At 39.9% G+C, this 14113-nt stretch carries 16 protein-coding genes; all 16 read left to right on the plus strand.

Going from position 1 to position 14113, the window contains the following annotated elements; translation table 11 throughout:
- The first annotated feature begins 172 nt into the window (after positions 1–172).
- The 16 genes from bglA to DF216_RS02850 all read left to right on the plus strand — a co-directional run bounded on the left by bglA (position 173) and on the right by DF216_RS02850 (position 13952).
- Complete coding sequence (gene bglA / locus DF216_RS02780) at positions 173–1552, plus strand: 6-phospho-beta-glucosidase (protein ID WP_129325894.1); 1380 nt, start codon at positions 173–175, stop codon at positions 1550–1552.
- 207 nt (positions 1553–1759) lie between these two features.
- Positions 1760–3037, plus strand: coding sequence for a gamma-glutamylcysteine synthetase (locus DF216_RS02785; RefSeq protein WP_129325895.1), 1278 nt, complete (start codon positions 1760–1762; stop codon positions 3035–3037).
- A 74-nt stretch (positions 3038–3111) separates the two neighbouring features.
- Positions 3112–4596: a threonine synthase gene (thrC, locus tag DF216_RS02790; protein WP_129325896.1), complete on the plus strand. Its 1485-nt coding sequence runs from the start codon at positions 3112–3114 to the stop codon at positions 4594–4596.
- Between the two features lie 59 nt (positions 4597–4655).
- The gene (locus tag DF216_RS02795; RefSeq protein WP_129325897.1) at positions 4656–5936 is read left to right on the plus strand and encodes an MATE family efflux transporter; all 1281 of its coding nucleotides are present in this window, start codon (positions 4656–4658) and stop codon (positions 5934–5936) included.
- 3 nt (positions 5937–5939) lie between these two features.
- Positions 5940–6563 (plus strand): HAD family hydrolase, encoded by a 624-nt coding sequence (locus DF216_RS02800; RefSeq protein WP_129325898.1) that lies wholly within the window; start codon positions 5940–5942, stop codon positions 6561–6563.
- Between the two features lie 162 nt (positions 6564–6725).
- A complete protein-coding gene (locus DF216_RS02805) occupies positions 6726–7925 on the plus strand; it encodes a LysM peptidoglycan-binding domain-containing protein (protein ID WP_129325899.1) in 1200 nt (399 codons plus the stop codon).
- A 196-nt stretch (positions 7926–8121) separates the two neighbouring features.
- A complete protein-coding gene (locus tag DF216_RS02810) occupies positions 8122–8547 on the plus strand; it encodes a MarR family winged helix-turn-helix transcriptional regulator (protein WP_125827810.1) in 426 nt (141 codons plus the stop codon).
- 10 nt (positions 8548–8557) lie between these two features.
- Complete coding sequence (locus DF216_RS02815; protein ID WP_129325900.1) at positions 8558–8920, plus strand: DUF1304 domain-containing protein; 363 nt, start codon at positions 8558–8560, stop codon at positions 8918–8920.
- Positions 8921–9199: 279 nt separating this feature from the next.
- Positions 9200–11008 (plus strand): glutamine--fructose-6-phosphate transaminase (isomerizing), encoded by a 1809-nt coding sequence (glmS, locus tag DF216_RS02820; RefSeq protein ID WP_125827812.1) that lies wholly within the window; start codon positions 9200–9202, stop codon positions 11006–11008.
- A gap of 376 nt (positions 11009–11384) precedes the next feature.
- Entirely contained in the window at positions 11385–11585 is a 201-nt protein-coding gene (locus DF216_RS02825) for a hypothetical protein (RefSeq protein WP_240659313.1), read from the plus strand.
- An 83-nt stretch (positions 11586–11668) separates the two neighbouring features.
- Positions 11669–12169, plus strand: coding sequence for a hypothetical protein (locus tag DF216_RS02830; protein WP_061418320.1), 501 nt, complete (start codon positions 11669–11671; stop codon positions 12167–12169).
- 34 nt (positions 12170–12203) lie between these two features.
- The gene (locus DF216_RS02835) at positions 12204–12638 is read left to right on the plus strand and encodes a hypothetical protein (protein ID WP_061418317.1); all 435 of its coding nucleotides are present in this window, start codon (positions 12204–12206) and stop codon (positions 12636–12638) included.
- A 14-nt stretch (positions 12639–12652) separates the two neighbouring features.
- Positions 12653–12892: a hypothetical protein gene (locus DF216_RS02840; RefSeq protein ID WP_061418314.1), complete on the plus strand. Its 240-nt coding sequence runs from the start codon at positions 12653–12655 to the stop codon at positions 12890–12892.
- Entirely contained in the window at positions 12874–13239 is a 366-nt protein-coding gene (locus DF216_RS02845; RefSeq protein ID WP_061418311.1) for a hypothetical protein, read from the plus strand. Before DF216_RS02840 ends, DF216_RS02845 begins: the two co-directional genes overlap by 19 nt.
- A 55-nt stretch (positions 13240–13294) precedes the next feature.
- Positions 13295–13438: a hypothetical protein gene (locus DF216_RS10815; protein WP_155718853.1), complete on the plus strand. Its 144-nt coding sequence runs from the start codon at positions 13295–13297 to the stop codon at positions 13436–13438.
- A gap of 49 nt (positions 13439–13487) precedes the next feature.
- Positions 13488–13952, plus strand: a complete 465-nt coding sequence (locus tag DF216_RS02850) for a DUF1643 domain-containing protein (RefSeq protein ID WP_129325901.1) — start codon at positions 13488–13490, stop codon at positions 13950–13952.
- Positions 13953–14113 lie beyond the last annotated feature (161 nt).

Consider the following 14113-nt stretch of genomic DNA (forward strand, 5'->3'; position numbering starts at 1 on the left):
ATGTAACTAGTTTTTACCTTGTTTTTTCTGTATAATGGGAAAAGTGATACTCAATGAAAATCAAAGAGCAAACTAGGAAGCTAGCCGCAGGCTGTACTTGAGTACGGCAAGGCGATGCTGACGTGGTTTGAATTTGATTTTCGAAGAGTAGAGTAGATAAAGAGGTAAATGTATGCTAAAATTTCCAAAGGATTTTGTCTGGGGCTCCTCTACTTCTGGACCGCAGACAGAAGGACGTGTAGCTGGTGACGGTAAGGGAGATAATCTCTGGGATTATTGGTACCAAGTGGAGCCAAATCGTTACTATAATGGGATTGGTCCAGATAAAACATCAACCTTTTATGAAAACTGGGAAAAGGATATTGACCTCTTGTTAGAAACTGGTCACACGGCCTTTCGGACTTCTATTCAGTGGTCACGGATTTTTCCACAAGGGCGTGGGGAAGTCAATCCTCAAGGTGTAGACTTTTACCGTAAGGTTTTTGAGGCTATTAAGGCCAAAGGGATTCGTCTTTTAGTCAATCTTTATCATTTTGATTTGCCTTTTGCCCTTCAAGAGGATGGTGATGGTTGGGAAAATAAGGCAACCGTCAGGGCCTATGAAGACTATGCTCGTTTTTGTTTTGAGACTTACGGTGACTTGGTGGACCAATGGATTACCTTCAATGAACCCATCGTCCCCGTAGAATTTGGTTATTTTTATGATGCCCATTATCCTCACAAGGTAGATGCTAAGGCGGCGGTTAAGGTTGCTTATCATACGCAATTGGCTAGCAGTCTTGCGGTTAAGGCCTGTCATGAGATTTTGCCTGATTCTAAGATTGGGATTGTCCTTAACTTGACACCAGCTTACCCACGTAGCCAGCATCCCGCGGATGTCAAGGCTGCTCGCATTGCGGATCTCTTTCAAGCTCAATCTTTCCTAGATCCGTCTGTCTTGGGGACTTATCCAGGAGAGTTAGTGGAAATTTTAGCAGAGCATGATTTACTACCAGATTCTACAGCTGAAGAGATAGAGCTTATCCGTGAACATACTGTGGACTTCCTTGGAGTCAACTACTACCAACCTTTGCGCGTTATGGCGCCGCGTTTTGCTAAGCATCCTGATAGCCCGCTCTTGCCAGAACATTTCTATGAGCCTTATGTTATGCCTGGACGTAAAATCAATCCTCACCGCGGTTGGGAAATCTATGAGCAAGGAATTTACCATATTGCCCAAAACATCAAGGAAAACTATGGCAATATCGAGTGGATGCTGACAGAGAATGGCATGGGGGTTGAAGGTGAAGATAAATTCCGTGAGAATGGCATGATTCAAGATGACTATCGTATCGATTTTGTCAAAGGGCATTTGCGTGAACTCCATCGTGCCATTGAAGACGGAGCTAACTGTAAAGGTTACTTAATCTGGACCTTTATCGACTGCTGGTCATGGCTCAATAGCTATAAAAACCGCTATGGTCTGGTTGAGCTTGACTTGGAAACGCAAGAACGTCGCCTGAAGAAATCAGGCCACTGGTTCAAAGAACTTAGCGATAATAATGGATTTTAAAAAGAGATTCTGACCGATTATCTTAATTGGTCAGAGTTTTCTTTTATTCGTTAATTTTTTCGATGCTTCCCCATCGAAAATAAGTTTTCAGCTATAAAAAGAATAGAAATAGGAAGGCAAAGAATATTTTGACTAGAAACCTGCCACATTTTTGGTATAATATTACTTATTCACATTTTATTTTGATTATGAAAGTGTTGGTGTTTGATGTCTCGTTCGGTTGACTTGCTTAAGAAGCGCTACTTAGAAAATATAAAAGAGAACCCAGATTTATTTGTTGGGGTTGAGCTGGAGTATCCTGTTGTAAATTTAGAGGGCAAGGCTACGGATATTGAGGTTGTTAAGGAACTCTTTCGATATTTACCATCAGTTCTGGGGTTTACTATCGAAAAAGTAGATGAGTTTGGAAATCCAATTCAGTTGCTAGATCCCGTAAGTCAGGATACTATCTTGTTCGAAGTCTCTTATACAACTATCGAGTTTGCTTTTGGTAGGGCTAAATCCATCCAAGAGGTTGAAGAGCGTTTTAGAGACTACATGGATTTGATTCAGAAAAAATTGGGTGAAGCAAATCATGCCATTATTGGTTCTGGAATACATCCATACTGGGAGAAGAATGAAAATCAACCGGTTGCTTATGCACGCTATCAGATGTTGATGGCTTATTTGAACTTAAGTAGAAGTAAGACTAATGTGGATTTACACGATTATCCGCAATATGGTGCTTTTATCTGTGGCAGTCAAGTTCAATTAGATGTTTCAAAGTCCAACTATCTGCGTGTTATCAATGCTTTTACTCAAATTGAAGCGGCTAAAGCTTATTTATTTGCAAATTCTGAGTTTTCAGGGGCGGATTGGGATACTAAAATTTCAAGAGATATTTTTTGGGAAGAGTCTATGCACGGGATTTATCCTGAAAATGTAGGTGTCAATGCCAGACTCTTTAAAGATGAGGATGATTTTTTTGATTATCTGGATCACTCTGCGATCTTTACTGCGGAACGTGATGGACAGACCTATTACTTTAATCCTATTCAGGCTAGAGATTATTTGACTACACCTGAAATCCAAGCATTTACCCTGAATGGGGATGAGGTATTAATCTATCCTCAGGAGCAGGACTTCCAAACACACCGTAGTTACCAGTACCAAGACTTAACAACACGAGGAACTGTTGAATTTCGTAGTGTTTGTACACAGCCGCTAGACCGCACCTTTGCTTCTGCAGCTTTTCACTTGGGCTTGTTACTTCATTTAGACAAGTTAGAAGCTTACTTGCAATCTGCACCATTTTTTACTACATTTGGTCGTGATTGCAAGTCATTGAGGAGACAATTTTCTAAGAAAATGCTCACAGATGAGGAAGAAACTGCAATTGTCGAGTTTTCAAAAGACTTACTCCTTCTAGCTGAGGAAGGACTGGAGAAGAGAGGCAAGCAAGAAATGACCTATTTACAGCCTTTGAAAGAAGAATTGGGTCTATAATTTCTCTTATAAAGGGAGAATTTTCTGAAAAATCATGATATAATGGAAGAGACTATAGATAAAGGATAGAGATTATGACATTAGTTTATCAATCAACGCGTGATGCGAATAATACAGTAACTGCCAGCCAAGCTATTCTGCAAGGTTTGGCGACGGACGGTGGTCTCTTTACCCCAGTTACTTATCCAAAGGTCGATTTGGACTTTGACAAATTAAAAGATGCTTCTTACCAAGAAGTGGCTAAGTTAGTTTTGTCAGCATTTTTGGATGATTTTACAGCTGAGGAGTTGGATTACTGTATCACCAATGCCTACGATAGCAAATTTGATACTCCAGCTATTGCACCATTGGTGAAACTAGATGGGCAATACAACTTGGAACTCTTCCATGGTTCAACGATTGCCTTTAAGGATATGGCCTTGTCTATCTTACCCTACTTTATGACAACAGCGGCTAAGAGGCATGGTCTAGAGAACAAGATTGTCATTTTGACAGCGACATCTGGTGATACAGGTAAGGCTGCCATGGCAGGTTTTGCGGATGTTTCAGGAACTGAGATTATCGTCTTTTATCCAAAAGACGGTGTCAGCAAGGTTCAAGAGTTGCAAATGACCACTCAAACAGGAGATAATACCCATGTTATAGCCATTGATGGGAACTTTGACGATGCGCAAACAAATGTGAAGCACATGTTCAACGATGTGGAACTTCGTGAAAAATTGGCTGCTAATAAGCTACAGTTTTCATCAGCTAACTCTATGAATATTGGTCGTTTGGTACCACAGGTTGTTTATTATGTCTATGCCTACGCTCAGTTGGTTAAGTCTGGTGAGATTGTGGCTGGTGAAAAGGTCAACTTCACAGTACCAACTGGAAACTTCGGTAATATCTTAGCTGCCTTTTATGCTAAACAAATCGGCCTACCAGTTGGCAAATTAATCTGTGCTTCAAATGATAACAATGTCTTGACAGATTTCTTTAAAACCCGTGTCTATGACAAGAAACGTGAGTTTAAAGTAACAACTAGTCCATCTATGGATATCTTGGTATCTTCAAACTTGGAACGTTTGATTTTCCATCTTTTGGGGAATGATGCGGTTAAGACAACTGAACTCATGAATGCCTTGAGTACACAAGGACAATATGAATTGACAGACTTTGATGCTGAGATTCTGGAACTCTTTGCAGCTGAATATGCGACTGAGGAAGAAACTGCGGCAGAAATTAAACGTGTTTATCAAACAGATGCCTACATCGAGGATCCACATACGGCGGTTGCCTCAGCAGTTTATAAAAAATACCAAGCGGCTACTGGCGATGTAACCAAGACCGTGATTGCTTCAACAGCTAGTCCATACAAGTTTCCAGTGGTTGCAGTAGAAGCTGTAACAGGGAAAGCAGGCTTGACTGACTTTGAAGCCTTGGCTCAATTACATGACATTTCAGGAGTGGCAGTGCCACCAGCAGTTGACGGGCTTGAGACAGCTCCTGTTCGTCACAAGACAACAGTGGCAGCTGCTGACATGCAAGCAGCGGTTGAAGCTTATCTAGGGCTTTAAGACAGAGGAAGTAAACTCGGTTGGGAAACAACTGAGTTTCTTTTCATCAGGAGGACAGATTGTTTAGGAAAAATAAAGACATTCTTAATATTGCATTGCCCGCTATTGGCGAAAACTTTTTGCAGATGCTCATGGGGATGGTGGACAGCTACTTGGTCGCCCACTTGGGTTTGATCGCTATTTCGGGTGTTTCAGTGGCTAGCAATATTATCACGATTTACCAAGCGATTTTCATCGCTCTGGGAGCTGCTATTTCTAGTGTTATTTCAAAAAGCATGGGGCAGAAAGATCAGTCCAAGTTGGCTTATCACGTGACAGAGGCTCTCAAGATAACCCTATTGCTGAGTGCACTTTTAGGCGCTTTATCCATCTTTGCTGGGCAAGAGATGATAGGACTTTTGGGAACTGAGCAGGATGTGGCCGAGAGTGGTGGGCTCTACCTATCTTTGGTGGGTGGATCGATTGTTCTCTTGGGCTTGATGACGAGTCTAGGTGCCTTGATTCGTGCAACGCATAATCCACGTCTGCCTCTCTATGTTAGTCTTTTATCCAATGCCTTGAATATTCTTTTTTCAAGTCTAGCTATTTTTGTCCTTGATATGGGCATAGCGGGTGTTGCTTGGGGGACTATCTTGTCTCGCTTAGTCGGTCTTGTGATTTTGTGGTCGCAATTAAAGTTGCCTTTTGAGAAACCGACTTTTGGTTTAGATAAGGAACTATTGACTTTGGCTTTGCCAGCGGCAGGAGAACGTCTCATGATGCGGGCTGGAGATGTAGTGATCATTGCCTTGGTTGTTTCTTTTGGGACGGAGGCAGTAGCGGGGAATGCAGTCGGAGAAGTCTTGACCCAGTTTAACTATATGCCTGCCTTTGGCGTCGCTACGGCGACGGTCATGCAGGTGGCTCGAGCAGTTGGAGAGGATAATTGGGAAAGAGTCACTAGTTTGAGCAAACAAACCTTTTGGCTTTCTCTGCTTCTCATGTTGCCCTTAACTCTCAGTATCTATGCCTTAGGGACACCACTGACACATCTCTTTACGACGAATCCTGTAGCGGTTGAAGCTAGTGTTTTGGTGGCGCTTTTCTCACTACTAGGGACTCCTATGGCGATAGGGACAGTGATTTATACGGCAGTTTGGCAGGGCTTGGGGAATGCTCGTCTCCCCTTTTATGCGACAAGTATCGGGATGTGGTGTATCCGCATTGGGACAGCCTATCTGATGGGAATTGTGCTTGGTTGGGGCTTGCCAGGTATTTGGGCGGGAACCCTTTTGGATAATGGTTTTCGTTGGTTATTTCTACGCTACCGATACCAGCGTTATATGAGCTTGAAAGGATAGGAAATGCAAAAAACAGCTTTTATTTGGGATTTAGATGGGACCTTATTGGACTCTTACGAAGCGATTTTGTCAGGGATTGAGGAAACCTTTTGTCAGTTTTCTATTCTATATGATAAGGAGAAAGTGAGAGATTTTATCCTCAAGTATTCGGTTCAGGATTTGCTGGAGAAGGTGGCAGAAGATAGAAATCTGGATGTGGAAGTACTCAATCAGGTGCGTGCCCAGAGTCTGGCTGAGAAGAATGCCCAGGTCGTCTTGAAGCCAGGTGCGCGTGAGGTGTTGAATTGGGCAGACCAAGTAGGGATTCGGAACTTTGTTTACACTCATAAAGGGGACAATGCTTTTACTATTCTAAAGGATCTGGGATTGGAATCCTATTTTACAGAGATTTTAACCAGTCAGAGTGGCTTTTCACGGAAACCAAGTCCAGAAGCGGCTACCTATCTGCTAGACAAATATGAGTTGAATCCTAGGACTACCTATTATATGGGGGACCGGACTTTGGATGTGGAATTTGCCCAGAATAGCGGAATTCAAAGCATTAACTTTTTAGAGTCATCTTATGAAGGGAATCAGAGGATTCAAGCATTGGCAGATATTCCCTACATTTTTGAGGATGAGCAATAAAAAGATTGTGTCAGTTTTATGACAGAAGGCTAACAAACTATTTCAACTGATCTAGTTTGTTACAAGGAATGGACAGTTCTGTTAAATAGGCCCGAGAGGGCTTTTTTTCTGCTTTTTTTGTGTTATGATAGACAGGTACTCATTTGAAAGGAATGTGAAAGAATGAAGAAAAGAATTATTTTAGCCTCAACAGTAGCCTTGTCTTTTGCGCCAGCATTGGCAACTCAAGCGGAAGAAATTGCTTGGACAGCACGTACTGTTGAGCAAATCCAAAATGACGTGACAAAAAACGAGAACAAAAACAGCTATACAGTTCAGTATGGCGATACTCTGAGCACCATTGCAGAAGCTTTGGGAGTAGATGTGACAGTTCTTGCTAATTTGAACAAAATCACCAATATGGACTTGATTTTCCCAGATACTGTCCTTACTACAACCGTCAATGAGGCAGAAGAGGTGACGGAAGTTGAAATCCAAACTCCTCAAGCAGATTCTAGTGAAGATGTGACGACTGCGACAGCTGATTTGACGACCAACCAAGTAACAGTTGATGAAGAGACTGTTCAAGTAGAAGACCTTTCTCAACCGATTGAGGATGCTCCAACTGTAACAGAGACCGAAAAAACAACGGAAGTAGCACCAAGTTCAGAAGTTTCTGAGACAGCGACAGTTGCTGAAGAGACGCCATCTACAGAAACACCTGTAGCTGAAGAAACAGCAGAAACAACTCCAGCGGGGGCACCGGTGGCAGAAACAACTAGTCCAGTTGAAGAAGCTCCTCAAGCAGAAACTTCAGCTACCGAAGCAACAGAAGCGACGACTTCGGCGGAAACATCAGTAGCAGCTGCACCAGTAACAGAAAGGCCTGCTGATACAACAGGAACAAGTGCAACAGAATCAACAGCAAATTCTGACACTGCAACTTCGACTTATCAAGCAGAGCAAAGCCAAACTCCTTCAAGAACTTATTCAGCTCCAGCTGCTCCTGACTATGCAGGACTTGCTGTAGCTAAGTCTGAGAATGCTGGTCTTCAACCACAGACGGCAGCCTTTAAAGAAGAAATCGCTAACTTGTTTGGCATCACATCCTTTAGTGGCTACCGTCCTGGTGACAGTGGGGACCATGGTAAAGGTTTGGCCATCGACTTTATGGTTCCAGTGAGTTCAGCACTCGGAGACCAAATTGCAGAATATGCAGTCCAAAACATGGCTAGCCGTGGCATCAACTACATCATTTGGAAACAACGTTTCTACGCTCCATACGATAGCAAATATGGCCCTGCCTACACATGGAATCCAATGCCAGACCGTGGTAGTGTGACCGAAAACCACTATGACCACGTTCACGTTTCAATGAACTAATCATTAAAATGGAAGTTGGGAACTGATTCAGTTCTCGCTTCTTTTTTGTGTGTGATCGTTTCAGAATAAAAAGAACAAATATGAGGAAACGACTAATATTTCAAGAGAATTGAAGCATATTACTTGATTTATTGTTGAGCTTATATTATACTTGATAAATCAATTATTGACAAATCATATATATTGGGAGGAAATGATGGTAGCAATCCAAGATTTACTGTATCAGCTACGGTTGGCAGATCAGTCTATGACACAACTATTCGAACGACAATTGGGAATTAGTCTGACTCGTTATCAAATCTTATGTTTCTTAATCGATCAGTCGCCGTGTAATCAAGTAGCGGTTCAGGAGCGTTTGAAGATTGATCAGGCTGCCTTGACACGGCACTTTAAAATTTTGGAAAAGGAAGGTTTGGTCAAGCGCCGTCGGAATCCTGAAAACCAGAGGGAGGTTTTGGTGGAAGTGACAGACTTTGCAAGAGAACAACTAGTAACCAACTCTCCCCAACAACATATAAACATAAAGAGTCAGATGGAGAGCGTACTTACAAAAGGAGAGCGAGAAGAGTTCAGTCGCTTGTTAGAAAAGTTGCTATCTGGCTTAGAAGAGATAGAAATTTAAGGAGAAGAATATGTCTATTTTTACAGTTGTTTTAGCAACTATCGTTGCTTTGGAGCATTTTTGCATTTTTTATCTGGAAAGTGTAGCTACGCAATCAGACACCACTAGTCGAGTCTTTAATGTGGATAAGGAAGAACTGGCTCGTCCTTCAGTGAGTTCACTATTTAAAAATCAAGGGATTTATAATGCTTTGATAGGGGTCTTTCTCTTGTATGGAATCTATTTCTCACAAAGTTTAGAAATTGTAACCATATTTGTTTTATTTGTACTTGGTGCAGCGACCTACGGTTCTCTGACAGTGGACAAGAAGATTATTCTGAAGCAAGGTGGGCCTGCTATTTTGACTCTGCTGAGTATTTTGTTTTTGAAATAAGAAAGTAGCGTCTTTTTGTTACCTACAAAAGTTAGATTTTTCTATCTAGCTTTTGGCTTTTAGACATAAATCTCTCATTTTTCTAGATTAAACTGTCAATGTCAACTTGTCAGCCATTAGATGAAATTGCAATTTTAGGTACTCTATAAAAGTTATACCAATTTTTATCCTTGACAAGTGAGAGAAACAAGTATATACTGTTTTTGCTGATTCTGTAAAAGGGAAATCAGACTATACCAATTTAAGGGGAAAGCACAGCTAGTCTGTGTCGTATATACTATGTGTGGAATTGTCGGTGTTGTTGGAAACACAAATGCAACTGATATTTTGATTCAAGGGCTTGAAAAACTTGAATATCGTGGCTATGATTCTGCGGGGATTTTTGTCCTAGGTGGTGCTGAAAATCACCTAGTCAAGGCTGTAGGTCGTATCGCAGAATTGTCTGCTAAAACTACTGGTGTTGAGGGAACAACTGGTATCGGACATACGCGTTGGGCAACTCATGGGAAACCAACCGAGGACAATGCTCACCCACATCGCTCTGAGACTGGACGTTTTGTCTTGGTGCACAATGGGGTCATTGAAAACTATCTTGAAATCAAGGAAGAATACCTTGCAGGCCACCACTTCAAGGGGCAAACAGATACGGAAATCGCAGTGCACTTGATTGGAAAATTTGCAGAAGAAGATGGTCTTTCAGTTCTTGAAGCCTTCAAAAAAGCTCTTCACATCATCCGTGGTTCTTATGCCTTTGCCTTGATTGACTCTGAAAATCCAGATGTTATCTATGTCGCTAAGAACAAGTCACCACTTTTGATTGGTCTCGGAGATGGTTACAACATGGTCTGCTCGGATGCTATGGCTATGATCCGTGAGACCAACCAATACATGGAAATCCATGACCAAGAGTTGGTGATTGTGACGGCAGATAGCGTAGAAGTTCAAGACTATGATGGCAATCGTCGTGAGCGTGCTAGCTACACTGCTGAGCTTGATTTGTCAGATATCGGTAAGGGAACTTACCCTTACTATATGCTCAAGGAAATTGACGAGCAACCAACGGTCATGCGTAAACTCATCCAAGCCTATACAGATGAGACTGGTCAAGTAGTGGTAGATCCAGCTATCATCAAGGCTATTCAAGAGGCAGATCGCATTTACATCCTTGCAGCTGGGACATCTTACCACGCAGGATTTGCTTCTAAGAAAATGCTGGAAGAATTGACGGATACACCTGTTGAACTTGGAATTTCATCTGAGTGGGGCTACGGTATGCCACTTCTCAGCCAGAAACCACTCTTCATCTTTATCAGCCAGTCTGGTGAAACAGCGGATAGCCGCCAGGTTTTGGTTAAGGCTAACGAAATGGGAATCCCTAGCTTAACTGTAACAAACGTGCCAGGATCAACTCTTTCACGTGAAGCCAACCATACCATGCTCCTTCACGCGGGTCCTGAAATCGCAGTGGCTTCAACTAAAGCTTATACAGCGCAAATCGCAGCCCTTGCATTTCTTGCAAAAGCAGTCGGAGAAGCAAATGGCAATGCTAAAGCGCAAGACTTTGACCTGGTTCATGAGTTGTCAATCGTGGCTCAGTCTATCGAATCAACTCTTTCAGAAAAAGAAACAATCGATGCTAAAGTTCGTGAGCTTCTTGAAACAACTCGCAACGCCTTTTACATCGGACGTGGTCAAGACTACTATGTAGCCATGGAAGCCAGTCTCAAACTCAAAGAGATTTCTTACATTCAATGTGAAGGTTTTGCGGCAGGAGAACTCAAGCACGGAACCATCGCATTGATTGAAGAAGGAACACCTGTATTGGCCCTCTTGTCAGATCCAGTCCTTGCTAACCATACTCGTGGAAATATCCAAGAGGTCGCAGCCCGTGGTGCCAAGGTTCTCACTATCGCTGAAGAGAATGTTGCTAAAGAGACAGACGATATCGTTCTTACGACTGTCCACCCTTACCTCTCACCAATCTCAATGGTCGTACCAACGCAATTGGTCGCTTACTTTGCAACACTCCACCGTGGCCTTGATGTGGACAAACCACGTAACCTTGCTAAGTCAGTAACAGTAGAATAAGCTAAGAAAGTCTAGTTCATCTAGACTTTTTTGCTCTCTTGGTATCCTTGAGTAAGGAGCTATTGTATTAATGACTAAGTTATTTATCCTGAAAAGAAGTTAAATAGAGGGTCATTACGTTTCAGTAGAAACGAAAAAACCTTGATTTAAGGCGATTCTTGAATTTTCAAATTTCAATGTATTGCAATAAAAATCAACCGAATGACTACATTTTTTGTGAAATAAATTAGATATTCGGATATATAGAAAACGCTCTAGTCATATTGTCTAGAGCATTTTTGTGTTGTTTAAGAAAAATAGATAATGGTTTTAGATAACTACACATCTTAGATTTTTAAAAACAAGATTTAATCGATGATAACTAGAAAGAATTATTATGTCTACAAAAAATAAATTTCAATACTGTATTTACAATCATGAGAGACTAGAACTTCATGAGTTACAAAAGGAATATCAAAAGGATAAAGCTGGGACAAAATTTAAGTATGAAAATCAATTGTTTTGTCCTGGTTGTTACAAAGTGGATTTAGTCATAAATGAGAAAAAAGGGAAAATCTATTCCAAAACAATTACATAGTTTGCTAGAGGGAAAAATAATTTGCTAGAAAACCAGAAATTATGTAAAATAAAAATATATGAATAACAAGGAGCTAAATTTAAATGGCAAATAATATTTATTTATTTTTAATCGATTATACAAAGTCACTATTGTTACATCCAATCATAAATGGTTTACAGTTAGGATTTTACATTTTTTTATGGCAAATAATAGGCACTCCTATCATTTCTTTTGTCAATGATTTAACAGAACCATTAAAAGTGAAATTAGACATGAAAGTCAACTACTTTGTCTTGATTTTTGGTTGTTTAACAGGTTTATTTTCTTCAGTGTATTTCTTATCTGGATTAGAAGGCGAAAACAATGTGTATAGCCGTGCTTTTAGATTGATTGGTATTTTTGGAAGTGTCTTTCTATTCCTTATCCCTGTAACTCTCATCTTGGGGGCGGGGATTATCATTCCTATTTATTCGATTATAATGTGGATTGTTAATGGCATTATTAGTCTCCTACCTATTCTAGCTGGACTTGCAATCATCATGCCTATTGTATTCATTGGTGGGTTATTCTCAATAGTGAGCATCGTAGTCGGAAGATTATGAGAAGTTAAGGATTATAAAAAGAAAGTAAAAAACTATGGATTATGATATTTTTGAAGATTATAGAAAGAACCCTCCTAAAAAAGATAAATATGAGGGACTGCCTCCTGAAGAACGTGTTGAACTTATAAAACAAGAGTATTTTAGGAAAGAAGCCAAGAAGAATAGAGAGGAAGAGGAACGTAAGCAAGCTCTTATCAAAGCAAAAAAAGATAAGAAATACAAGGAATACAGTTCTAAGGTAGAACTATTATTTAAGTGGATGATTGGATTTGCTTTGTTTGCAGTTATATCTGCTGGATATTGGTTTAATAAAGACTATTTCTTTTTAACATTGCAAGGAGGAATTTCTATTTCAGGACCGACTAAAGAACTTGGTAAGGCAATTGTTGAATTTATTCTTTCTGTAATGTTAAGTTTCCTTGCCCCTGCTTTGCTGACTTTTTTCATAATTGATATGCCAAAAAATTAAAAGGAGGAATAATCATGGCAAAATTTAAAAGTTTATTTTTAATAGCAGCGCTCTTTATTAGCGTAATTCTTACTGGCTCTGTATCAGGAGTATTTTATGCTAAATATATGAATACCAAAAATGAAACCAAACAACAAACTCAATCTGTTCAGAGTAACGAAGTGCAAAGTACAGAAAAAGTAGGTGAGACTCCCGCAGATGATAAAACTATAACACCGCCCTTTCGTCCCTTGAAATGCCTGGTCACAAAGTAAAACCAGAAATAGAAAAAGAAGTGAAAGAGGCCTTTAAGATTGTTATTAAAGAATGTAAAACAGCGAATATCTTAGAGATTGATTTTTCTATGGAGAAGCATTTAAAAATGGCCGATAAGGCTCAAATAAGGTCCTTTGCAGTGTCATTCCAACAAAATGGATATGATGTAAACGTAGATGATATTGAAGTTTATGAATCTAAATCATCGGATGTGGTTCAATTTATTGTTAAGTCCACTAAAAAAGGCGAAGATAGCATCTTTTGGGTTGGTAACTATAACACACTGGCTCACCAAGTTAGTATCTCACACTACTATGGAGGGCATGTAGGAAAGACTTTTGGATAAGAAACAACAAAAAATCAATTGAGTCGATTCGGTTTGTATAGATTAGGAGAAATATATGTTATATGTTGTAGCAAGTGTCATTCTATTTTTTACTTTAATTGGTATTTATCAAAAAAAGTTTAAAGTTAAAGCATTAACAGTGCCGGTTACGCTTTATGTGCTGGCGATTGTCTTTAATCTTATTTTTAAAGTGAAATAATTAGAAGTTGAAAATGGAAAAAATAGATTAAGAAATAAATGGGAGAAATATGGAGAAGGGTGCTATTTTATCAACTGATAGAAAGTATAGATATGTTCTCACACGAATTTGGGATGAAACAAAACCAACAGTGGTATTTATTGGGTTAAATCCTTCGATAGCTGATGAGGAGAAGGATGATCAAACTATTCGAAAATGTATAGGTTACTCCAAAAGATGGGGAAATGGTAAATTGATCATGGTGAATCTCTTTGCTTTTAGAAGTACTGGCCCATCTTTGCTTAAAAGAGTGGAAGATCCAGTCGGCCCCGAAAATGACAGTTATATTCAAAAGTATGTTTCTGAATCTGATTTGGTAATTGCATGTTGGGGAAATCAAACGAAGTTGCTGAATAGAGACAAGAATCTGATGGGTATGGTTCCAAATCTTTTTTGCTTACAACGAAATAAAAATGGAACTCCTCATCATCCACTTTATTTATCTAATGATATTACTCCTGTTCCTTATAATTAAATAATATTGAAAAAATCTGCTAAGGATTTATTCCTAACAGTATTTTTTAGAACTTTTATTAACTAACCACCAACAATCTATAAAAGAATAAAGAAAAGTATTGCATACCCCCCAACAAATACTTGAAATTTGAGGAGCTATATACCAGTTTGTGTAAACCA

This window comes from Streptococcus oralis (assembly GCF_004127215.1).
Taxonomy (GTDB): Bacteria; Bacillota; Bacilli; order Lactobacillales; family Streptococcaceae; genus Streptococcus; species Streptococcus oralis_BD.

Bases quoted from the DNA above. Each gene is read 5' to 3' on its own strand.
- bglA (WP_129325894.1), top strand. From the start codon at position 173: ATGCTAAAATTTCCAAAGGATTTTGTCTGGGGCTCCTCTACTTCTGGA.
- DF216_RS02785 (WP_129325895.1), top strand. From the start codon at position 1,760: ATGTCTCGTTCGGTTGACTTGCTTAAGAAGCGCTACTTAGAAAATATA.
- thrC (WP_129325896.1), top strand. From the start codon at position 3,112: ATGACATTAGTTTATCAATCAACGCGTGATGCGAATAATACAGTAACT.
- DF216_RS02800 (WP_129325898.1), top strand. From the start codon at position 5,940: ATGCAAAAAACAGCTTTTATTTGGGATTTAGATGGGACCTTATTGGAC.
- DF216_RS02805 (WP_129325899.1), top strand. From the start codon at position 6,726: ATGAAGAAAAGAATTATTTTAGCCTCAACAGTAGCCTTGTCTTTTGCG.
- DF216_RS02810 (WP_125827810.1), top strand. From the start codon at position 8,122: ATGGTAGCAATCCAAGATTTACTGTATCAGCTACGGTTGGCAGATCAG.
- DF216_RS02815 (WP_129325900.1), top strand. From the start codon at position 8,558: ATGTCTATTTTTACAGTTGTTTTAGCAACTATCGTTGCTTTGGAGCAT.
- glmS (WP_125827812.1), top strand. From the start codon at position 9,200: ATGTGTGGAATTGTCGGTGTTGTTGGAAACACAAATGCAACTGATATT.
- DF216_RS02825 (WP_240659313.1), top strand. From the start codon at position 11,385: ATGTCTACAAAAAATAAATTTCAATACTGTATTTACAATCATGAGAGA.
- DF216_RS02830 (WP_061418320.1), top strand. From the start codon at position 11,669: ATGGCAAATAATATTTATTTATTTTTAATCGATTATACAAAGTCACTA.
- DF216_RS02835 (WP_061418317.1), top strand. From the start codon at position 12,204: ATGGATTATGATATTTTTGAAGATTATAGAAAGAACCCTCCTAAAAAA.
- DF216_RS02840 (WP_061418314.1), top strand. From the start codon at position 12,653: ATGGCAAAATTTAAAAGTTTATTTTTAATAGCAGCGCTCTTTATTAGC.
- DF216_RS02845 (WP_061418311.1), top strand. From the start codon at position 12,874: ATGCCTGGTCACAAAGTAAAACCAGAAATAGAAAAAGAAGTGAAAGAG.
- DF216_RS10815 (WP_155718853.1), top strand. From the start codon at position 13,295: ATGTTATATGTTGTAGCAAGTGTCATTCTATTTTTTACTTTAATTGGT.
- DF216_RS02850 (WP_129325901.1), top strand. From the start codon at position 13,488: ATGGAGAAGGGTGCTATTTTATCAACTGATAGAAAGTATAGATATGTT.